Origin of the sequence: Kitasatospora sp. MAP12-44 (assembly GCF_029892095.1) — a bacterium.
Classification (GTDB): Bacteria; Actinomycetota; Actinomycetes; order Streptomycetales; family Streptomycetaceae; genus Kitasatospora.
The window spans coordinates 4,602,681-4,622,609 of record NZ_JARZAE010000004.1 but is presented as its reverse complement, the minus strand read 5'-3'; the positions used below and the strand labels follow the sequence as shown (position 1 = coordinate 4,622,609).

At 70.6% G+C, this 19,929-nt stretch carries 19 protein-coding genes and 1 pseudogene; 9 read left to right on the top strand and 11 right to left on the bottom strand.

Translation table 11 applies throughout. From position 1 onward, the window contains the following. Positions 1-27 precede the first annotated feature (27 nt). On the bottom strand, positions 28-1,689 hold the full coding sequence (locus P3T34_RS21580; RefSeq protein ID WP_348534678.1) for an LCP family protein: 1,662 nt from the start codon (positions 1,687-1,689) through the stop codon (positions 28-30). 153 nt (positions 1,690-1,842) lie between these two features. Here P3T34_RS21580 and P3T34_RS21575 point away from each other — a divergent pair, with 153 nt between their 5' ends. After that, positions 1,843-2,574, top strand: a complete 732-nt coding sequence (locus P3T34_RS21575) for a FadR/GntR family transcriptional regulator (RefSeq protein ID WP_280667682.1) — start codon at positions 1,843-1,845, stop codon at positions 2,572-2,574. Positions 2,575-2,644: 70 nt separating this feature from the next. Then, the gene (locus P3T34_RS21570; protein ID WP_280667681.1) at positions 2,645-3,904 is read left to right on the top strand and encodes an MFS transporter; all 1,260 of its coding nucleotides are present in this window, start codon (positions 2,645-2,647) and stop codon (positions 3,902-3,904) included. Positions 3,905-3,926: 22 nt separating this feature from the next. Here P3T34_RS21570 and P3T34_RS21565 read toward each other — a convergent pair whose 3' ends face one another. The 9 genes from P3T34_RS21565 to P3T34_RS21525 all read right to left on the bottom strand — a co-directional run bounded on the left by P3T34_RS21565 (position 3,927) and on the right by P3T34_RS21525 (position 12,402). Further along, positions 3,927-4,655 carry an ABC transporter permease gene (locus P3T34_RS21565; protein WP_280672272.1) on the bottom strand — a complete coding sequence of 243 codons (729 nt, stop codon included), beginning with the start codon at positions 4,653-4,655 and terminating at the stop codon, positions 3,927-3,929. A 69-nt stretch (positions 4,656-4,724) separates the two neighbouring features. Then, positions 4,725-5,642 carry an ABC transporter ATP-binding protein gene (locus tag P3T34_RS21560; protein WP_280667680.1) on the bottom strand — a complete coding sequence of 306 codons (918 nt, stop codon included), beginning with the start codon at positions 5,640-5,642 and terminating at the stop codon, positions 4,725-4,727. A 9-nt stretch (positions 5,643-5,651) separates the two neighbouring features. After that, on the bottom strand, positions 5,652-6,596 hold the full coding sequence (locus tag P3T34_RS21555; protein WP_280667679.1) for an ABC transporter permease: 945 nt from the start codon (positions 6,594-6,596) through the stop codon (positions 5,652-5,654). Continuing rightward, complete coding sequence (locus P3T34_RS21550) at positions 6,580-7,536, bottom strand: ABC transporter ATP-binding protein (protein ID WP_280667678.1); 957 nt, start codon at positions 7,534-7,536, stop codon at positions 6,580-6,582. Before P3T34_RS21550 ends, P3T34_RS21555 begins: the two co-directional genes overlap by 17 nt. Before the next feature lie 142 nt (positions 7,537-7,678). Further along, positions 7,679-8,674, bottom strand: a complete 996-nt coding sequence (locus P3T34_RS21545; RefSeq protein WP_280667677.1) for a hypothetical protein — start codon at positions 8,672-8,674, stop codon at positions 7,679-7,681. Further along, positions 8,671-9,483, bottom strand: coding sequence for a hypothetical protein (locus tag P3T34_RS21540; RefSeq protein WP_280667676.1), 813 nt, complete (start codon positions 9,481-9,483; stop codon positions 8,671-8,673). The genes P3T34_RS21545 and P3T34_RS21540 overlap by 4 nt, the downstream gene beginning before the upstream one ends. After that, positions 9,480-10,247, bottom strand: a complete 768-nt coding sequence (locus P3T34_RS21535) for a hypothetical protein (RefSeq protein WP_280667675.1) — start codon at positions 10,245-10,247, stop codon at positions 9,480-9,482. Before P3T34_RS21535 ends, P3T34_RS21540 begins: the two co-directional genes overlap by 4 nt. Positions 10,248-10,311: 64 nt before the next feature. Beyond that, positions 10,312-11,265 carry a hypothetical protein gene (locus tag P3T34_RS21530; protein WP_280667674.1) on the bottom strand — a complete coding sequence of 318 codons (954 nt, stop codon included), beginning with the start codon at positions 11,263-11,265 and terminating at the stop codon, positions 10,312-10,314. 249 nt (positions 11,266-11,514) lie between these two features. Next, positions 11,515-12,402 carry an LLM class flavin-dependent oxidoreductase gene (locus P3T34_RS21525; RefSeq protein WP_280667673.1) on the bottom strand — a complete coding sequence of 296 codons (888 nt, stop codon included), beginning with the start codon at positions 12,400-12,402 and terminating at the stop codon, positions 11,515-11,517. Between the two features lie 135 nt (positions 12,403-12,537). Here P3T34_RS21525 and P3T34_RS21520 point away from each other — a divergent pair, with 135 nt between their 5' ends. Both P3T34_RS21520 and P3T34_RS21515 read left to right on the top strand, forming a co-directional pair. Continuing rightward, positions 12,538-13,284, top strand: a complete 747-nt coding sequence (locus tag P3T34_RS21520; protein WP_280667672.1) for a helix-turn-helix domain-containing protein — start codon at positions 12,538-12,540, stop codon at positions 13,282-13,284. Continuing rightward, positions 13,281-14,045 (top strand): hypothetical protein, encoded by a 765-nt coding sequence (locus P3T34_RS21515; protein WP_280667671.1) that lies wholly within the window; start codon positions 13,281-13,283, stop codon positions 14,043-14,045. The genes P3T34_RS21520 and P3T34_RS21515 overlap by 4 nt, the downstream gene beginning before the upstream one ends. A 57-nt stretch (positions 14,046-14,102) precedes the next feature. Here the strand turns inward: P3T34_RS21515 and P3T34_RS21510 are convergent. Continuing rightward, positions 14,103-14,317, bottom strand: a pseudogene (locus tag P3T34_RS21510) (LLM class flavin-dependent oxidoreductase); the annotation flags it as partial. A 418-nt stretch (positions 14,318-14,735) separates the two neighbouring features. Between P3T34_RS21510 and P3T34_RS21505 the strand changes: the two are divergent. From P3T34_RS21505 to P3T34_RS21485, 5 genes are all read left to right on the top strand, one after another. Next, positions 14,736-15,698 carry a hypothetical protein gene (locus tag P3T34_RS21505; protein WP_280667670.1) on the top strand — a complete coding sequence of 321 codons (963 nt, stop codon included), beginning with the start codon at positions 14,736-14,738 and terminating at the stop codon, positions 15,696-15,698. A gap of 136 nt (positions 15,699-15,834) precedes the next feature. Further along, positions 15,835-16,422: a SigE family RNA polymerase sigma factor gene (locus P3T34_RS21500; RefSeq protein WP_280667669.1), complete on the top strand. Its 588-nt coding sequence runs from the start codon at positions 15,835-15,837 to the stop codon at positions 16,420-16,422. Next, on the top strand, positions 16,419-17,504 hold the full coding sequence (locus P3T34_RS21495; protein WP_280667668.1) for a hypothetical protein: 1,086 nt from the start codon (positions 16,419-16,421) through the stop codon (positions 17,502-17,504). The genes P3T34_RS21500 and P3T34_RS21495 overlap by 4 nt, the downstream gene beginning before the upstream one ends. 282 nt (positions 17,505-17,786) lie before the next feature. Beyond that, a complete protein-coding gene (locus P3T34_RS21490) occupies positions 17,787-18,989 on the top strand; it encodes a serine hydrolase domain-containing protein (RefSeq protein ID WP_280667667.1) in 1,203 nt (400 codons plus the stop codon). A 133-nt stretch (positions 18,990-19,122) separates the two neighbouring features. Next, positions 19,123-19,911, top strand: a complete 789-nt coding sequence (locus tag P3T34_RS21485) for a VOC family protein (protein ID WP_280667666.1) — start codon at positions 19,123-19,125, stop codon at positions 19,909-19,911. Positions 19,912-19,929: the final 18 nt, after the last annotated feature.

Sequence of the window (19,929 nt, the reverse complement as noted above, 5' to 3'; positions counted from 1 at the left end):
CCGGCAGCGGGCCCTGTCCGTTTCGGCTCAGCCGCCGGCGTACGAGACGTTGCTGCACGGGTCGTCGTCGGCCGAGCGGCCGCCGTCGCCGATGCTGGACGGCAGCGGGGCGGGCGCCGCCGAAGCCGCCGCGCCACCCGTCGCGGCGGCCGGGGCACTGCCATGGGCCGCCGCGTAGTCCTGGCCGAGGATCAGGCTCAGGCCGGGGGTGCTGCTCTTCTGCAGCGTGGCTCCCGGGAAGAGCTGGGCCAGCGACTGCGCGGCCTTGGCGTCGGCGCTGCCGTACTGGATCAGCGTGGTGGCGTGGTTCTGGTTGGCGGCGTTGGCCGTGCCGGTGACCGTGAACCCGGCGTCCTTGAGCCGGCCGGCGGCGCCGGCGGTCAGGCCCTTGGTGGTGGTGCCGTTGTAGACCATCACCCGGGCGCCGGCGCCGTTCACGTCGGTGGCCGCGGGCGGCGCGGCAGACGCGGAGGAGGACGCCGCAGCGCTCGCGTCGGGCTGCTGGCCGCCGCTGGCGTCCTGGCCGTCCAGGGTGCGGTCGGCCTTCAGGGCGCCCCAGAGGGCGTCGACGTCCGGGTGCACCCAGGCCACCCGGGGGCCGGAGTAGCGCCACGGCACGGTGACGAACTTGGTGTTGTGCAGGTCGATGTTCTTCATCGAGAGCGCGAAGGACATCAGCTTCGCCGCCGAATCGAGGTCCGGGTCCACGGTCAGCGACTTGGTGGCGGCGTTGGCCAGCGGCAGCAGCGTGGTCGGGTCCATGCCCTTGGTCTTGATGTCCTTGATCATGGAGGACAGGAAGGCCTGCTGGCGCCGGATCCGGCCGATGTCCGAGCCGTCGCCGATGCCGTGCCGGATCCGGACGTAGTCCAGCGCGGACTGGCCGGAGACCTCCTGCAGGCCCTTGGCGAAGATCTGCTTGCCCTTGTGGCCGAGGTTGGGGTCCAGGTCGCCCTCGTAGACCGCGTTGGGCAGGCAGACCTGGACGCCGCCGATCGCGCTGGTCATGGTGGCGAAGCCGGAGAAGTCGACCACCATGGTGTGGTTCACCCGCAGGCCGGTGAGGTGCTCCACGGTGTTCTGGGTGCAGGCCGCGTTGCCCTGGTCAGTGTCGCCCATCGCGAACGCCGAGTTGAACATCGCGCTGGACTGGGTCCTGGTCCACTTGCCGTTGACCAGGCAGGGCGGTATCTCGATCATCGAGTCGCGGGGGAACGAGATGCCGACCGCGTGTTGGTGGTCGGCATACACGTGCAGCAGGATCGTGGTGTCGGAGCGGGCGCCGCCGTCACCACCGCCGCCCAGCTGGCTGTTGCCGCCGCCGCGCGAGTCGGAGCCGATCAGCAGGACGTTCACCGGCTTGTTGCCGTTGGCGTCGGCGGGCGCGTCGGCCGGGCGGTCCGGGCTGACGCCGGCCCGGTCGAAGGTCTTGATGTTGCCGTCGAGCTGGTAGTAGAGCATCCCGCCGGCGGCCGTGATCAGCACGATCGCCGAGGCGGCGGACCAGGCGACGATCTTCTTGGTGCTGCGCTGCTTCTTCTTGCGACCCCGGCCGGCCGGACCGCCCGCCGGGCCTCTGCCGCCGCGCGCCTGGGCGCGCCTCGCCTCGGCTCGGCCACCGGTCGGTCGCGGGCCCTCCGGTCGCCCCTGCTCATCGCGGTCGGAGGCTCCCGCCCTCTGGCCTGACAATTCATGCACCCTTCGCCGGCGACAGACACGGTGAGCTCTGCGGAGCATATAAAGCCATGATCCATACGTCACTTGCCCAACTTTGGAAGTAAATGGTTGTAGGATGACCGGGCAAGCGGACGACTGACTCGGACCCGGATCGGAGGTGGCGTGATGACCGGCGGAAACGACAACCTGCGCGCCACCGGGCGACGCTCCCTGGTGGACCTCGCCATCGAGCAGCTCCGCGAGCAGCTCGCCGCCGGGGCCTGGGCGGTCGGGGAGCAGATCCCCACCGAGCACGAGCTCGCCGAGCGGCTGCAGGTCGGACGCAACACGGTGCGCGAGGCGATCCGCGTACTGGTGCACGCCGGAATGCTGGTCTCCCGCCAGGGCGAGGGCACCTTCGTCCGCAGCACCAGTGACCCGGCCTCGGTGCTGCGCGGTGTGCAGCGCTCGGGCGTCCGCGACGTCCTGGAGGTCCGCGCCGCGCTGGAGGCCGAGGCCGCCCGGCTGGCCGCCGTCCGGCACACCTCCGAGGACCTCGACCGGATGCGGGCCGCGCTCGCCCGCGAGGCCGAGGTGATCGCCGCCCACGCCGAGCGGGTCGGACGGGAGGCCACGGTCGAGCACGACCTGGAGTTCCACACCGCCGTCGTCGAGGCCGCGCACAACCCCGCCCTGACCGAGGTCTACCGCTACTTCAGCGCCTCCGTCCGCGAGTCCATGCGGACGGCCTTCGGCGACCACGAGATGCCCGAGGTGGTCGTCGCCACCCATCAGGCGCTGGTCGACGCCATCGCCACCGGAGACCCGGAGCTGGCCGAGGTCGCGTGTCGCGCCCTGCTGGCCGAGCCGACGGCCGCGGTCGAGCAGCTGCTCGCCGAGTTCGCGGCCCGCAAGTAACGCACGGCGCGTCCCGTCCGCCGTCCTGGCACCCTGCCGCCGCCATGTCCCCAGAAAGTGCACCACCACCATGTCGATGACCCGTGCCCCGCAGCCGGTGCTCACGCCGGTCTCCGCCGTCCGCACCAAGCTCGCCCACCCCGCCCTGCTGCTCGCCGGGATCCTGCTGGTCGCGCTGAACATGCGGGCCTGCCTGGCCGCGATCTCGCCGATGGTCGGCGAGATCCAGCACACCTTCGGCCTGTCCTCCACCGTGAGCGGGCTGATCACCACCATCCCGGTGCTGTTCCAGGGCCTGGGCGCGCCGCTCACCCCGCGGCTGACCCGCCGGTTCGGGACCGAGCGCGTGGTGCTGGGCGCGGTGCTGGTGCTCGGCGGCGGTGTGCTGCTGCGGGTGCTGCCCTCGGTGGCGGCGCTGTACGCGGGCTGCGTGGTGATCGGCGTGGCGATCGCCGTCCTGAACGTGTCGATGCCCGGGCTGGTCAAGCGCGAGTTCCCGGCGCAGGCCGCGGCGATGACCGGGGTCTACTCGACCACCATGCTGGTCGGCGCGACCCTGGCGGCCGGGACGTCGGTGCCGCTGGAGCACGTGCTGGGCGGCGGTTGGCGGGCCTCGCTGGGCGCCTGGTCGCTGCTCGCGCTGATCGCCGCGGTGGCCTGGCTGCCGCAGGTGCTGCGCTCGCGTCAGGAGAAGCAGGCCGCGGTCGCCGAGGCGCCGGCGGCGGTGGCTGCGCCGGCAGCGGTGGCCGCCAAGCCGATCAGCGGGCTCTGGCGGACGCCGCTGGCCTGGCAGATCAGCCTCTTCATGGGCATCTCCTCGCTGATGGTCTACACCCTGGTCGCCTGGATGCCGACGATCCTGGCCGACCACGGGATGAGCCGGGACGAGTCCGGCCTGGTCTTCGCGTACAGCAACCTGGTGCAGGTGTCGGGTGCGTTCCTGGTGCCGCTGCTGGCCGGCCGGCTGACCCGTCAGCGCGGGCTCGCGGTGCTGATGGCCGCGCTCAACGCGGTCGGCGTCAGCGTCCTGCTGCTGGCCCCGGTCTCCGGAGCCTGGGTCTCGGCCACCGTGCTCGGCGTGGCGCAGGGCGGCTCGCTCGGCCTGGCGCTGGCCTTCATCGTGCTGCGCACCGGCAGTGCGGCCGGTGCCGCGCAGCTGGGCGGTATGACCCAGGCGGTCGGCTATCTGATCGCCGCCGCCGGGCCGGTCGGCGCGGGAGCGCTGCACCAGCTGACCGGCAGCTGGACGCTGCCGCTGGTGCTGCTGCTGGTCCTCGCGGGCTGCGCGGCCGCGGCGGGTTGGGGCGCGGGGCGCAACCGCACGCTGTAGGACCGGTCGGCCTATGACGCGGTCAGTCGTCCGAGGCGAGCGTCAGGCCGGCCAGCTTGACCGAGGCGAACACGGTGGCCAGGACGCTGACCAGCAGGAGCAGCAGCACGGCGGTGCCCAGCGCCACCTCCGCGCTGAGCGCGCCGTCGGCGGCCACCGCCTTGGCCACGGACAGGCCCCACTGCTGGATGCTGAGCGTCTTGGCGCCCTTGACGAAGTTGCCGATCAGGCTCTCCCAGATCAGCGCGTACGCCAGCCCGAAGACCACCGCGTTGCGGGAGGCGATGCCGAGGAACAGGAAGAGCGCGCTGTACGCGGCGCCCGCCACCATGACGCCGAGCGTGAAGGCGACAGCCAGGCCGTCCTTCGTCCCGTACAGCAGCAGCCCGCCCAGCAGGGTCGGCACGGCGGAGCACAGCCAGGTGGTGAGGACCGCCACGGTGAGCTTGGTGGCGACGATCCGCCAGCGGGGCACCGGCTTGGCGAGCAGGTAGACGATCGAGCCGTCGTCGATCTCGGTGGCGATCACGCCGGTGCCGACCACCAGACCGAGCAGCGGGACCAGCGTGCCCAGGCCCAGGTGGCCCAGGATGAGGACGGTCAGATCGTGCTTGTCGCCGTGCGAGGCGGCCGCCACCGCCGACATCATCAGCAGCAGGACCGGCACGATCAGCAGCAGGACGCCGCGCCGGCTGCCCAGCAGGCCGCGGACGGTCAGTCGGGCGACTGTCGCGTGCACAGGGGATGGCAGCACGGGACGCTTCCTTTCGGTGTGGGTGCTCAGGAGCTCGGGAGCTCGGGAGCTCGGTTGCTCAAGTGCTCAGGAGGAGACGAGGTAGGAGAAGACGCTCTCCAGCGACTCGTCCGCCGGGGAGACGGTGAGGATCCGGATCCCGGCCTCCTTGGCGACCCGGGGCAGCAGGGTGGTGAAGCCCTGGAAGTCGATGGCCTGGATCCGCAGGGCCCGCTCCTGCCAGTCCAGCTCGATCCCGGCGGTGGAGGCGTCCGCGATCAGCGCCGCCGCGAGTCGCCGGTCGTCGCTGGACCGCACGAGGTAGCGGTGCGGACGGTCCGTCATCAGGCGGCGGATCTGGTGGAAGTCGCCCGAGGCGGCGTGCCGGCCGGCCACCACGACCTCGATGTGCCGGGCCAGCTGCTCGACCTCCTCCAGGATGTGCGAGGAGAAGAGCACGGTACGGCCCTCGGCGCCGAAGCGCCGCAGCAGCTCCATCAGGTGCAGCCGCTGGCGCGGGTCCATGCCGTTGAACGGCTCGTCGAGCAGCAGCACGGACGGGTCGTGGACCAGCGCGGAGGCCATCTTGATGCGCTGCTTCATGCCCTTGGAGTACGTGCCGGCGGCGCGCTCCTGCGCGTACTCCATCTCGACCAGGGCGATCGCGCGCTCGGCGGCGGCACCGGGGTCGGGCAGGCCGTGCAGTTCGGCGTTGGCGAGAACGAACTCCCAACCGGTCAGGTAGTCGTACATCGACTCCCGCTCCGGGACGAGCCCGATCGCCCGGTACACCTCCTGGTTGCGCCAGATCGGCGCGCCGTCCAGGCTGACCGTGCCCGCCGAGGGGCCGAGGAAGCCGCTCATCAGGTGGATCAGCGTGGACTTGCCGGCGCCGTTCGGCCCGAGCAGCCCGGTGACACCCGGGCCGATCGACATCGAGACGTCATTGACGGCGACCACGTTGCCGAACCAGCGGGAGACCTTGTCGATGGTGATGACGGCCATGACGCCCTCTCAGATCTTCCGGTAGCGGCGCAGCAGCAGCAGGTACGCGCCCGCCACGATGAGGAGCATCTCCAGGCCGAAGACCAGCGCGCCGAGCGTCCCGGGGGTGTCGGGGCCGCCCAGTTCGCCGTGGGTCAGGCCGCAGACGTGGTTGACGAAGCGCTCGACCAGATCGGTGGGTGAGATCAGGTAGGCCCAGTCGCCGCTGTTCGCGGAGGATGAAGCCGAGTCCAGGCCGCCCGAGATGCCCTGGATGATGACGGCGACGACCTCGCTGATCACCAGGAAGCTCATGATCGCCGCGACCCCGATGCCGCGGCGCGGCATGCTCGCGGCGATCACCAGGCTCACCGCGGAGAGCACCACCGAGTACAGCGCCGCGGCCAGCAGGCCGTAGCCGAGGTGCTCGGTGTTGTACCGCAGGTTGAGACCGGCCAGCGGCGCCCCGAGGTAGAGCACCAGCAGCGGGAGCACCGTCACGATGAACGTCGCGACGACCATCGCCGCGCCCTTGGCCCGGACGTAGTCGCCCCGGGTGATCGGCCGCGAGAAGTACAGCGGCACGGTGTTGTAGCGCAGGTCGCGGGAGAGCAGCACCGGCGCCTGGGCGGCCAGGAAGATCTGGACGAAGAGGCCGAAGACGCTGAGGTAGCGCGGGTAGTCGACCGGCTCGTCGGTGCGATGCAGGATGACCGTGATCGCGACCAGCACGCCCGCGGGCAGCACCATCATCGCCACGATCAGCATCGGCAGGACCTTGGACTTGCCGGACCGGCCGAGGCCGAAGGCGCCGCGCAGGCCCTGCACGTAGAGCGAGCGGGTGGCGTACGAGCGGCCCAGCCGCGGGCCCTGGTAGCCGCGGTAGCCGATGTCGTGGATCACCCCGGCGCCCTCGGCGTCACGGGGGTCACGGGGGTCACGGGTGGCTGTCGAGGTGTCAGGCGGTAGGGACATCGGCTGCCTCCTGGGTGAAGATCTCGGAGACGCGGTGCCGGCGCTGCTCCAGGCGGACCAGCCCGAGACCGAGGTCGGCGACGGTGTCTCGGATGGTGTCGTAGGTCTCCTCACCCGCGATCTCCACCAGGAAGATCCGCGAGCCGTCCGCCCGCACGCTCAGCCCGGCGGCGGCCAGCCGCTCGCGAACGGCCGCGTCCGCGTCGAAGCCGGCGTCGCCCGGACGGTCGGTGACCTCGACGGCCAGCAGCTGGGTGGCCTCGGTGAAGGAGGCGGTGGAGGACGAGCGCAGCAGCTTGCCGCCGTCGATCACCACCAGGTGGTCGCAGGTCCGCTCCAGCTCGCCGAGCAGGTGGGTGGTGACCAGCACCGAGATGCCGAAATCGCTGTGCACCCGGCGGATCAGCGCCAGCATCTCGTCCCGGCCGGCCGGGTCGAGCCCGTTGGTCGGCTCGTCCAGCAGCACCAACTTCGGGTCGTGGACCAGTGCCTGGGCGAGCTTCACGCGCTGCTTCATGCCGGTGGAGTAGCCGCCCATCGGGCGGTAGCGCTCCTCGTACAGGCCGACGTGGCGCAGCGTGTCGGCCGTCCGCTCGCGTGCCGCGGCGGCCGGCAGCCCCGCCATCCGGCCCATGTGCACCACGAACTCGGTGGCGGACACGTCCAGCGGCAGGCAGTCGTGCTCGGGCAGGTAGCCGACCAGCTCGCGGATGGCCGGGCCCTCGGTGGCGACGTCGAGCCCGAGGACCTGGCCGGTGCCGGCGGTGGCCGGAGCCAGGCCCAGCAGGATCTTGATGAGCGTGGACTTGCCCGCGCCGTTCGCCCCGACCAGGCCGACCACGCCCGGCTTCACCTCTACGGTGAGCTGGTCCAGGGCGGTGACTCGGGGGAACCGCTTGGTGAGGCCATCGGTTCTGATGACTGGGGGCGAAATGGACACGGCCCGAACCTAGTGGCTGCCGACGACCCCCCGCATGAACTGGGATGACGAGGTCTCGGTCATCCTGTGGGATGACGCGGCCGGGCCTCCCCTTAGGGGAAGCCCGGCGTTGGTCTGACTGTCAGTCCGGCTTGCCTGACTGTCAGTTCAGGAGGTCCGACTGGAGGGTGACGACCTGCTGGAACGGCTGGTCGAGGACGCCGGCCGGGTTGGACATCACCACGGTCGCCACGACGTCGCCCGCTACCAGGTAGGCGTACCGGCCGATCGGCAGCTTGCCGCCGGGGGCGATCGTGCCGCTCGCCCGCGGGTAGTCGTCCGACAGGCCGGTGAGCGTGCCGTCCTCCGGCGCCAGCAGCGGCAGCGGGACGGCGTTCGGCACACCGTTTTCGGTGATCTCGGTGTAGTACTGGTGCGCCTCGTCGAACGAACCGAAGCTCTGCAGCCAGAGCTCGGTCCGGGTGCCGTCAGGGGCGGTCCAGACCCGGGTGGCGGCGGCGCGGCAGGCGTTCTCAGTGACGATCACCTGCACGCGGGGCGGGTTGGCGTCCAGCTTGGCGTAGTCGGCGCAGGCGGCCCAGAGCGCGGTGGGCTGCTGCGCGGATGCGGACGGGGACGGGGACGGCGGGGCCGGGGAGACGGGCGCCTTCGACGGCGCCGCGGGGGTGGGCGCCGCGGGGGTGGGCGCGGTGGTGGGCGTGATCGCGCCCTTGGGGGCGGCCAGCACCAGCTGGCGGAGGTCCGCGTAGTGCCGGTTGCCGACCGTGTCGTCGGACGGCGACAGCCTGCCGGGCGGCAGCGGAGGCAGCGTCAGCGGGGCGAACGCGTAGCGGCCGTCGTTCGGCGTGGCCAGACCCGGGAGGTCGGTGCGGGCGGGTGCGGTGACGGCGAAGGCCGTGGCCGTGCCGCCGACCACGAAGAGCAGCACGGCAGCGCCCCAGCGGAGCAGGCTTGCGCGCTGCGGGCGGCGGCGGGGCGCGGGCTCGTTGGCCGGCAACTCATCGGCCGGCAGCTCGTTGGCCAGCAGTTCATCGGCCGTCAGTTCCTGGCCGGGAGCGACGGGGTTCGGGTCGCCGGGGTTCGCGTCGCCGGCGGTCTGCTCGCTGAGGGGCAGCTCGTTGGGGTTGTGGTCGCTCATGCGGACGCTCCGGGAAGGGCCAGCCGGTCGAGCTGCTGACGGAAGACGGACACGGCCTCGGCCTTGGGCAGCGGCGCGACGCCCTCGACGTGCAGGCTCACCAGCAGGTCGCCGACGGCGGCCGTGCAGTCCAGCTCGTCGATCGGCTCGCCCGGATCCTCCGGCGGCAGGAAGCAGTGCGCCTCCGGATGCCCCGGCACCTGCGGTCCCAGCCGGAACAGCCCGGTCTCCGAACCCATCGCGGCCTCAAAGGCGTTCTCCGCCTCCACCGACTGCTGGTTGAACTGGTTGATCCGCAGGTAGAGCGCCATGTCGCCGTTGGTCGAGCGGTAGGTACGGACGCCCTCGCCCTTCTCCTTCAACCCCTGCAGGACGGCCTTGGCCTTGTCCCGCTCGGTCTTGGGCAGGTCCTTGACGCTGTCGTCCAGGTCGGCGGCGAGCTGTTCCGGCGTCAGCACGCTGTCGTTGCCGTCGGCGCCGTCGTCCGGGCCCGGCTTGTAGCCGGTGGGGACGGGGAGCAGCAGGTCGCTCAGCGAACCGAAGTGGGTGCCGTTCGCCTGGGCACCGTACGGGAGCGGCCGGCCGGTGGCGGGTGCCGCGGTCGGCGCGGTGGCGGCGGCGGCCTGCGGGGTGCCGTCGTACTTCACCTTGATGATGCCGACGCCGATGATCACCCCCGCCAGCGCTGCCGCGACCACCGCGGCGGCGACGCGCAGCGCGAACCCGGGCCGCCGCGACGACGGGACGGGGACGGGTACAGGTACAGGGATCGAGTCGGGGACGTCGATCGTGGTGTCGAGGTCGCTCATGCCAGCCGCTCCCACTGTGCCTGCGCGAGATCCCTGACCTCGTCGGCGTTGACCTGAGCCGGGGAGAAGAGCTCGATCATCATCAGGACGCCACCCCGGCGAGCCTCGGCGACCCCGTAGTAGTACTGCTCCGTCGTGTCGGTGTACTCCTGCGGCGTGGTGGGTGCTCCATAGCCGCCCTCCATCCCGTTGGCGAAGGTCAGCGACGCGTCGCTGTCCGATCGCCACACTCCGGAGATCGCCCCGGCAGCGGAGTCCGGGCCGTACTGCATCAGCTGGATCCGGTACTTGGTCGCGCCCCGCTGCCAGGTCGCGATGGCCGTGCGGCGCAGGCCCTGCGCCAGCAGGTAGCGGAACTGCTCCGCTGCGCTGCCATGGCTGCGCGCCAACTCCCCGACCGTCTCCCAGCCGTCGCCGCTGACATAGCCGTCGTCCCAGTCCTGGGCGTCGGCGGGCTTGCTGAGCAGCAGCTTGCGCAGGTCGCCGTCGATGGCGAGCGGCTTGGGAGCGGCGTCGGCGGCCGCCTTGGGGTCGAGCGTGACGGACGGGTACTTCGGCAGGACAGTGAGCTGGAGCGGAGGCAGCGGGGTCGGCGGACGGTTCGCCTGGATCGCGTAACCGATGCCACCGCCGAGCAGCGGGCCGAGCAGCAGCGCGCCGACCAGCAGCACGGCGGTGCGGGGGCGGCGGGCACGGACGACCGGCGGGGGTGTGGTGTCGGTGCCGGGGTCGGTGTCGGTGTCGGGCTCGGTGTCGGTGCTCACGGAGGGCTCCAACGCAGGAGGGGACGGAGGGGAGGACGGGAGCGGACCTGCGAGGTCCGTGGGCTCAGCCGGCACTGGACAGCCGATCGCGCTGGCGCTTCATCGCGTCCGAGAGCAGCGCTTTGTCCGGGTCGCCCTTCACGTCGACGGTCACCTCGTACGCGACGTCACCCATATAGGAGACCCCGATCAGGTGGCCCGGGAACGCCTGCTGGTCCGGCTTGAAGACGAAGCCCTTGGCCTCGCTGTCGCCGTCCACGCTGACGCTGGTGCCTGCCGAGAAGGTGGAGCTCGCGGCGAACTCCTTGGCGTTCTCGCGTGAGGAGAAGCGCAGCAGCCGCGACGACACCTCCATCGAACCGTCGGCCGTCCGGTACTGGCGGTAGACGCCCTCCTGGTAGCCGTACGAGTCGAGGATGCTCTTGATGTCCGGGGAGTCGCTGTACTCCTTGGTCAGGTCGTCCATGGTCAGCGCCATGCCGTCGGCCGAGCCGTAGGACTCGCCGCCGTCGGGGATCGGGATCAGGAAGTAGCGCAGGTCACCGCCGTGGGTGCTGCCGCTGAGCGTGCCGTGCAGCGTGCTGCTGGGCGAGGGCACCAAGGTGGGGCTCGGGGTGACGACCAGCCCGGGGGCGGCGCTCGGCGTGGCGCTCGGGGACGGGCCCGCGGTGACGGGGGCGGCGGCGACCGTGCGGGGGTGGTCGGGCTTGCCGACCACGACGGTGACGGCAGCGCTGGCCGCGGTGATCGTCAGCAGGCCGGCGGTGGCGAGCGCGACGGCCGCCACCCGCGGCAGCCGCCGGGCGACGGGCTCCGACGCAGGCTCGGGTGCTTCTTCGGGCTCGGGCTCGGGCACTGCTTCGAGCTCGGGCACTGCTTCGGGCTCGGGCACTGCTTCGAGCTCGGGCACTGCTTCGGGCGCTGGTTCAGCGATGGGCGCGGGCGCGGCTTCGGCCACCGCTTCAACCACCGCCTCGGGCTCCGGCGTCGGGTCGCCGGCAGGGTCGGGCGCGGACAAGGGACTCCCCCCAGGAGTTGTACGGAGCGATGCTCCGAGCCGGCACGGCGGAGACGCCCAGGCCGCCGCTCGAAGCGCAGCCGTAGTACCGGTCAGCTGGAATTATGAGAGATCACCGCTCGCCCGAACAAAGCGGCAATCCACACCCACACCCCTATTACTCCACCAAGCGGACACGTCGTGATCGAACCGCAACCGATGGGCCGCCGACCTGACGGGTCGGCGGCCCATCAGAGGCCCATCAGGCCATCACTTCAGCTGATCGAGCCCCTCGGTGACAATCCGTTCGAAGACCGTGAGGTCGTTCTCGAAGATCGAGTCGGGCACCGGCCAGTGGATGACGAGCTCGGTGATTCCCAGCTCCTGATACCGGCCGGCCCAGTCGACAAAGGCGTCCACCGAGGCCAGCGGCCGCTCCGCCGTCGACCCTTGCAGCAGCACCTTCTCCAGCTCGGCCACATCCCGCCCGTGCGCCGCACACGCCTGCGCCAGCTTGTCGAGCTGCGCCGCGACGACGGCGGGCGCCTGCTCGACCGGCACGTCCGCCGGACCTCGCGGATCGCCGTACGTCACCCAGCCCTGCCCGTATTCCGCCGCCAGCCGAAGCCCGCGCGGACCGGCCGCCGCGACATGGAACGGCACGCGCGGCCGCTGCACACAGCCGGGGATGTTGCGGACCTCGACGGCCGAGTAGAACCGGCCCTCTTCAGTGGTGGCGTCCTGCCGCAGCAGCTTGTCCAGCAGGGGCAGGAACTCGCCGAACCGGTCCGCCCGCTCCTTGGCCGTCCACGCCTCCTGCCCCAGCGCCGTGGCGTCGAAGCCCTCCCCACCGGCCCCGATCCCGACCGTCAGCCGCCCACCGGAGACGTCGTCCAGCGACATCAGGTCCTTCGCCAGCGTCACCGGGTGCCGGAAGTTGGGTGACGTTACGAGAGTTCCCAGGCGGATCCGATCGGTGGCGCAGGCAGCCGCTGTCAGGGTCGGCACCGCCCCGAACCACGGCTCCTCCCGGAAGCTCCGCCACGACAGGTGGTCATAGGTGTACGCGGCGTGGAACCCGAGGTCCTCGGCCCGCCGCCAGATCTTCTGACCCTCGTTCCACCGGTGGATGGGAAGGATCACTGTGCTCAGACGCATGCCATTCACCCTACGGCGCACTGGTCGCCTTGCGACTTCTCTCCCCCATCCGGGAGGTTTGACGCAAGGCTCCCCTTGGAGGATGCTGGTTGCGTCTTCTCTCCCATGTTCGGGAGAGAAGACGCAGGAGGGTTCATGGAACTACTTTCGGTGAAACAAGCCGCCGCCATTCTCGACATCGACGACTCCCGCGTTCGACAGCTCCTCCGAGCCGGGGCTCTAGAAGGTCAGCACGTCGGAGGACGTTGGCTGGTCGACGGCCACAGCGCTCGGCTGCGGAAGGAACGCGGTAGCGCGGCAGGACGCCCGCTCTCCGTGCGCAACGCGTGGGGCCTCCTGGCCGCACTCAGCGGGCAACGGGTTCCAAGCCTGTCAGATGCCGAGCGGTCCAGGATCATGAGCCGCCTCAGGAATATGGCTGCGCACGACGAGCTGCCAGTCGCACGCCTGGGGGAACTGATGCGGGCTCGAGCTGAGTGCCGACGGTACCGGGTTCACAGTGGACTGCTGCCAGTGCTCCTGGACGACCCGGACGTGGTCCGTAGCGGTATCAGCGCGGCAGCCCGCGTAGGGGCCAGTTACCTGGCACCGGGCAGGGCTGAGATCTACGTTCATCCCGACAAGGTCGGCAAGCTGGAGGCCGGGTTCGGGCTTGCCCTCGACAACGCGAGCGGCAACCTTCTTATGCATGTGGCCCCGGCAGAAGTCTGGCCCTTCCTCCGCTCCGACGCCGACGTCCCAACCAAGGGCAGCGATGCGCCGGCCGCAGTGGTGGCAACCGACTTGCTCGACTCCCAGGAAGACCGAGCTGAATCCGCTGCCACAGAGCTGTTGCGGCGACTCCTAACCGCTCACCTGCAGAAGCGGGAAGGCTCCAAATGACAGACTCGACGGCCGTCGTCGTGATCGAGTCCAACCTCATGACCAAGCCACTGGTGGACCTGTGGAACGTGCTCCTGGACCTATCGGAGAGAGTCCCGCAGGCGTGGTCCCTGATCGGCGGCCAGATGGTCTTGCTGCACGGCTTGGAGCATGGCCGAACACCGCCGGCGGCCAGCGCCGACCTGGACGTACTCGCGGACGTGCTGTCCGACCAACGAAGCCTGAGCCGTCTGGTGACCGCCCTGGGCAGTCTGGGCTTCGCTCCTGCAGGCATGTCACCGCAGGGCAACCTGCTGCACCGCTACCAAAGGGGTGTCGAGGCGGGGCTGTTGGTGGTGGATGTGCTGGCCCCTGACAATCTGGGCCCTCGGGCGGACTTGACGACCACCCCTCCGGGGCGGACCTTGGAGGTTCCCGGCGGCCGCCAAGCGGCCCAACGGACTGAATCTGTCCAGGTGAGACTCGGCGAACGCACCGGCACCATCCGCCGGCCGAGCTTGCTGGGATCGATCGTCGCCAAGTCCGCAGCACTGAGCATCAAGACTGCGCCTCCCGACCGGCACTATCGCGACCTGGCTTTCCTTCTGTCCCTGCCCATGAACCCGATGGAGCTGCGGGACCAGCTGGAAAAGTCGGATCGGAAGAAACTGGCTCTTGCCACGGCCCTGCACGACCCACAACACCCTGGCTGGCGCGAATTGCGCGACGACATTGCACGAGCGGACGGCCAGTCTGCCTACGCTTTCCTCTCGCCCCCGTGATCGCCAGCCCCGCGACAGGAGGCCAGGTCAGCATGCGATAGGTGAAAAAGGATTGACCGAGGTCACGAGCGTTCCCAAAGAATCCGCTCGGTCACGGCAGCGGCCGCCGTCAGCGTCGGCACCGCCCCGAACCACGCCTCCTCCCGGAAGCTCCGCCACGACAGGTGGTCATGGGTGTACGCGGCATGGAACCCGAGTTCTTCGGCCCGCCGCCAGATCTTCTGACCCTCGTTCCACCGGTGGATGGGGAGGATCACTGTGCTCAGACGCATACCACCGACCCTACGCGCGCGCTCCGGCAGATGAGGCTGCGAGCAACCCGCAGTGACGACATGCACGCAACCGCTAACGCGGCGCCATGGGTCCACTGGGCAGAGCCGAGCGCACCGCTGGCAACCGACGGCAGAGGCTCAGACGAGCTGTGCGAGGCCGCACGCAGGGCCGAGCAGCTCCTCGGCCGGGAGGTCAACGTCCATCGGGTATCGCCCGACCGCTGGCGCTAACCAGGTAAGGACCCGTTCCTCACGTCCGTCCGAAGCTGAAAAAAACTCTGGAAGCACCTGCAACCTCCCGAGGGGATGGACGTCTATTGGTTTGAAGGCGCGGGGAAACGGACCCGCGAGGCCGGGGAGTGACAGGCAAGGGCCGCCTTCAAAATCTCAGCACGCCATACCCAGGGGAGACTTCGTCATGCACGCGTACCTTTCGTCCCGGTTTGTGAAGAGCATCGCCGTCGTCGCCGCGGCGCTCGCCGTGGCGGGGGTCACGGCCGGTACCGCCGCAGCCGACGGCCACACCAACTGCACCGGGCAGACGGTCGTCGATCGCCCGGGCGAGCACGCGGTCAAGGACGCTCCGGCCCACCACGGCGACATCATGCTCGGCTACGAGGCCTCGATCACGCCGCCGGCAGTCGGGCAGCCCTGGCAGTTCACGCTCGACGAGTGGAACGGGACCGGCGCCGACTACCAGAACGTGGCCGTGATCCCGAGCTTCTTCGGCTGGACCGAGGTCTCGCAGGGCAGGCTCGGCGGGATGACTCCGCAGAACACTCACCTGACGGCCCTGGTCAACGGCGCATGGCGGAACGTGCCGCTGCAGACCGGCTGCGACCCGGCCATGAGCATCAACAGCACCCTGGCGGACCACTCGCTGGCTGCGGGCGCCCGGTGGCGGCAGAGCTTCCGGCTGACGGTCGACGCGGACGTCACGCCCAAGTTGACGTCGTTCCAGTTCACCGACGCTGTGATCGCGGACGGCACCTTCCAGTACCTGAAGTCGGATGCCGCCTCGGCCACGATCAAGGTTGTTCGCCCGGCGGCCAGCACGCCGGCAACACAGCGGCCGACCGCCCCCGCTACTCGGCCCACCGCACCGACGGTCGCCGCCGCCCCGGCCGCCAGCACCGCACCGGTGAGCGCCACCCCGGCGGCCGCACCGAAGAGCGTCGCCCCAGCGGCTCCCGCCACCGCCACGCCCGCTGCCTCCGCCAGCGCCGGCAGCGCCGCGCTGAAGCAGGCCCCCGTTGCCGCCGTCGTGCCCGACTCCGGCCCGTCCGATGGCTCTCTGCTCGCCGGAGCCGGCCTGGTAGCCGCGCTCGCGGGGCTCGTCTCGCTGGTCATGCTGCGGGCCCGCCGTGGGCGCCGTGCATAATCTCCAATGATCAGAATGATCATTCAAGGGGGATCGGATGACGACAACGAGTGCCCAGGGCTTGTCGATTGGGTCGTTCGATGTCGGACGACCCGTCAGACTGATCCCCCGTCGGCCTATCGGCCGAGGCGTCAGAGTGCTGCTGACGGCACTGTTCGGCACCCCGACCGCTGCCCCTGCCGCGCGTCCCTCGCGGTTTCGGCTGCTGCGCGGAGGCGCCGGGCACGAGGAGGAGAGCAAGCCGACCGTCACCGAGCTCTACCACGCCCACCGGCTCGGACTGGTACGGATGGCGATCCTGCTGGTGGACGACCTGCAGAACGCCGAGGACGTCGTCCAGGAGTCCTTCACGGCGCTGTACCAGCGACACGGAGAGCAGCTGAGCGACCTGGACAACGCTCTCGCCTACCTCCGCACCACCGTCGTCAACAACGCCCGCTCGATGCTCCGCCGCCGACAGACCGCCCGCGCCTACGTGCCGCCGCATGAGCCGGACGCGGCCTCCGCCGAGGACGACGCCGTCGTCAACGACGAGCACCGCCGGGTGCTCCTGGCGCTGCGGGAACTGACCGACCGCCAACGCGAGGTGCTGGTGCTGCGCTACTGGTCGGACTTGAGCGAGGCGCAGATCGCTGAAACGCTCAATCTCTCGCGAGGCGCCGTGAAATCGACCGCCAGCCGGGCCCTGGACGCCCTTGAGAAGAAGCTGGAGCAGGTGCGATGACCAAACCCCGCAGCCCCTGGGGCTCCGGAAACGACGACTCGACATCCTCCGACAGTCCGGTGGAGTTGCTACTCCGGGCCGCACTGGAGTCCCGTGCCGATGAGATCACCGTGCACGACCTGCGCCCTGCCGTGCCTCCGGCCCAGAGCACGCGGCGCACTCGGCGCCTCTATGCCGTGACCCTGCCGGTGATCGGCCTCGCCGCAGCGGTCGCCGTCGGCTTCTTGGCCTTGGGCGACACGGTGAAGACCGCACAGCGCGAAGTCCAACCGGCCGTGACGGGCGCCTTCTCGCCGACACCGGGCATGACGGACGTTCCCTCCACGACATCCTCCGCATCCGCATCGACCCCGGCATCGGCATCGGCCTCCGCCAGGTCCTCGGCGACCGTTTCGGCCTCCGCCACCACGACCGGAGCGCCCAGCAGCAGCGCCGTGTCGGGAGCAAACGCCGTGTCCGGCCAGTACCTTGCGTCCACCTGGCTGACGGCAGCAGAGCTCCCTCTGAGCTCGACCTTCCACTGGCAGGCGGCCAACGGCATGCCCACCAACACCACGGGTGAGTTTCAGTGGCTATGGGTCTGTGGAAGTGGCAGCCCGGTCGCGGAACTCCAGACCACCTCGATCTCCACGCTGGCCTTCACAGCCGCAGCCACAGACACCGGCTCCGTGGCGAGCTCTGCCCCTGCGCCCCAGGCGTCCCAGACGATCTTCTACTTCAAGAGCGCCCACGAGGCGACTACGGCACTGGATCGGATCCGGCAGGACTACACGGGCTGTGCGGCGGACAAGGCGAAGAACGGCCCCGGAGACATCACCACGGGAATGAAGCCCACCTGGCAGATCACTCGCACGGCGACCAGTGCCGCGGGCTTCGCCTACCGGAGTATGGCCCGCACTGCGGGGGGCGAGCCGGTCTCCATGCTTGACCTGCCGTCGGACGCGCAGGAGTCGTTCGTGCTGTCCGGAAACGTCATCACGATGGTGAGCATCTCCGGTTCCGACGCGGCGGTTGATCCCGACGGGGGCGCCGCCCAGACCCTGACCACCATGGCGACGCGCCTCAGCACATTCCCGAAGTGAGAGGTGCCAGCAGCCACTCGTCCCGGAATGACTGCCAGGTGAGGTCTTCGGCCCGCCGCCAGATCTTCTGGTGTCGAAGAGGCGCACTGTAGCGGCCTGGCGCTGGGTAGTTGCCGTCAGGGAGGTCAGCCGCTCCGCCAGCACGGGGGCAGCCATGACTGTGCGTCATGGGCGAGTCAGGGGTGGGCGCAGGGGGATGCCGATACCCCGGCGGGGTGGCTGTCGTTGCACAGGGGGGTCGGCGGAATCGGCCCGCGTGGTGACGGCAGTTGGAGTACGCCCATGAGCACGTTTGTCCGACGTATCGCCGCTGTGGGGCTGGTCGGTGCGGCGCTGGCTGCCACCGGCGCGGCGGGGGGCGTGGGGTCGTCCGGGGGCGGGCGCAGGTTTCCGGCGCTGGACCCGGCGGCGCTCGACGCCGCCATCGCGACCCGGCCGGGCGACCAGGCGGCCGGGGCCATCGCCCGGGTCGGCGAGCCGGGGCAGCTGTGGCGGGGCTCGACCGTGGACGCGGTCACCGGCGAGCAGATCCCGCAGAACGCGCACTTCCACATCGGCAGCATCTCCAAGACCTTCGAGGCCACGGTCGTCCTGCAGTTGGCGGCCGAGCGCCGGATCGACCTCGACGGGACGGTCCAGTCGTACGCGCCCGGACTGCTGCCGGACGGCTTCGCCCCGATCACCGTCCGGGAACTGCTCAACATGACCAGCGGCCTCCCGGACGTCGACCAGGGCGCACCGCAGCCGAGCGTCGACGAGGAGATCGCGAACCGGTACGACTACCGGACCTTCGACCAGATCATCCAGTCGACCCTGCGGCCCAAGGACCGTCCGTGGCCCGGCCCGAGGTTCGCGCCGGGCAGCAAGCAGGAGTACAACTCACTGGGCTTTCGGATCGCCGAGCAGTTGGTCGAGCAGATCACCGGCAAGTCGTTCAAGGACGAGGTCACCGCCCGCATCCTGCTCCCGCTTCAGCTGGACGGGACCTCGGTGCCCGAGGACGACCCGCGGATGCCCCAGCCGTATCTGCACGGCTACCTCACCAACGGCAGGGGCGAGCTGGTCGACGTCAGCGAGCAGGGCGGCGACCCGTCCAACATGATCTCCACCCCGGCGGACCTGGACCACTTCGTCAGCGCGCTCTTCCGCGGCCGACTGCTGCCTCCCGCCCAGCTCCAGGAGATGTTCACCGTCCCCGAGGACGGCACCGGCAAGCCGCTGCCGCTGAACGCCGGCACCTCGGAGTGCGTCACCGGCGCGGCCTGCTACGGCGCGGGGCTGATGGCGACGCCGCTCGCGGACGGCGCCGTGCTGTGGGGCAAGTCGGGCCACGACGACGGCTACTCCAACGGCATGTTCGCCACCCGCGACCTGTCGCTGCGCGGTGTCTACTCGGTCTCGACCACCACCTGGGCCTTCGGCAGCGCGCCCGCCCTGGCCGGCCGCCTGCTGCTCGCCGCGATCGGTGCGGCGGGCAAGCACTAAGCCTGCGGGGGCCTCACCCGTTTGACGGACGACGGGATGGCGGGGGCGTCGGGGCACGGGGATGGTGGTCGACGGGGGACGCGAACCAGCCCCGGGCGCCCGTCCGTGGTGAACCACTGCTTGGAGGCGACAGATGTCCGAAGTCACCGCTCCCTACGTGCCCGGCACGCCGTGCTGGATCGACCTGATGGTCCCCGACCAGCAGGCCGCCCTCGACTTCTACCGGGACCTCTTCGGCTGGCAGGGCGAGGTCGGCCCCGAGGAGTTCGGCGGCTACTCGGTCTGCACGCTCAAGGGCAAGCCGGTCGCAGGGATCATGAAGGCGATGGCGATGGGCGACCAGCCCCCGCCGCCGCCCAACTGGACCAGCTACTTCTCCAGCGCGGACGCCGACCGCACCCAGGCGGCGGTCAGCGCGAACGGCGGCGCCGTGATGGCCCCGGCGATGGACGTCGCCAAGCTCGGCCGGATGCTGATCGCCGCCGACCCGCAGGGCGCGGTGTTCGGGGTGTGGCAGCCGGTGGAGTTCCCCGGCGCGCAGATCGTCAACGAGCCCGGCGCGCTGGTCTGGAACCAGCTCAACACCTCGGATGTGAAGGCCGCCGGGCAGTTCTACCAGGCCTCGCTGGGCCTGGACGCGGGCCCGATGCCGGAGATGCCGGAGTTCACCGGCTTCTCGGTCAAGGGGCATCTCGTCGGCGGCCTGCAGAGCCTGGAGAACCTCCCGCCCGGGGTCCCGCCGCACTGGCTGGTGAACTTCGCGGTGGACGACACCGACAGCACGGTCGACGCGCTGGTGAAGGCCGGCGGCAATGTGATCGTGCCGGCCTTCGACATGCCGAAGGTCGGCCGGATGGCCGTCCTGCAGGACCCGCAGGGCGGCACCTTCGGCGTGGTCACGCTCGTCCCGCCGGCGTCCTGACCCCCGCCTGAACGCGTC

What these genes read in the sequence shown, in the direction of transcription:
- P3T34_RS21520 (WP_280667672.1), top strand. Translation starts at nt 12,538, where the DNA reads ATGGAACTACTTTCGGTGAAACAAGCCGCCGCCATTCTCGACATCGAC.
- P3T34_RS21570 (WP_280667681.1), top strand. Translation starts at nt 2,645, where the DNA reads ATGTCGATGACCCGTGCCCCGCAGCCGGTGCTCACGCCGGTCTCCGCC.
- P3T34_RS21540 (WP_280667676.1), bottom strand. Translation starts at nt 9,483, where the DNA reads ATGAGCGACCTCGACACCACGATCGACGTCCCCGACTCGATCCCTGTA.
- P3T34_RS21495 (WP_280667668.1), top strand. Translation starts at nt 16,419, where the DNA reads ATGACCAAACCCCGCAGCCCCTGGGGCTCCGGAAACGACGACTCGACA.
- P3T34_RS21560 (WP_280667680.1), bottom strand. Translation starts at nt 5,642, where the DNA reads ATGGCCGTCATCACCATCGACAAGGTCTCCCGCTGGTTCGGCAACGTG.
- P3T34_RS21490 (WP_280667667.1), top strand. Translation starts at nt 17,787, where the DNA reads ATGAGCACGTTTGTCCGACGTATCGCCGCTGTGGGGCTGGTCGGTGCG.
- P3T34_RS21485 (WP_280667666.1), top strand. Translation starts at nt 19,123, where the DNA reads ATGTCCGAAGTCACCGCTCCCTACGTGCCCGGCACGCCGTGCTGGATC.
- P3T34_RS21515 (WP_280667671.1), top strand. Translation starts at nt 13,281, where the DNA reads ATGACAGACTCGACGGCCGTCGTCGTGATCGAGTCCAACCTCATGACC.
- P3T34_RS21545 (WP_280667677.1), bottom strand. Translation starts at nt 8,674, where the DNA reads ATGAGCGACCACAACCCCAACGAGCTGCCCCTCAGCGAGCAGACCGCC.
- P3T34_RS21555 (WP_280667679.1), bottom strand. Translation starts at nt 6,596, where the DNA reads ATGTCCCTACCGCCTGACACCTCGACAGCCACCCGTGACCCCCGTGAC.
- P3T34_RS21505 (WP_280667670.1), top strand. Translation starts at nt 14,736, where the DNA reads ATGCACGCGTACCTTTCGTCCCGGTTTGTGAAGAGCATCGCCGTCGTC.
- P3T34_RS21525 (WP_280667673.1), bottom strand. Translation starts at nt 12,402, where the DNA reads ATGCGTCTGAGCACAGTGATCCTTCCCATCCACCGGTGGAACGAGGGT.
- P3T34_RS21575 (WP_280667682.1), top strand. Translation starts at nt 1,843, where the DNA reads ATGACCGGCGGAAACGACAACCTGCGCGCCACCGGGCGACGCTCCCTG.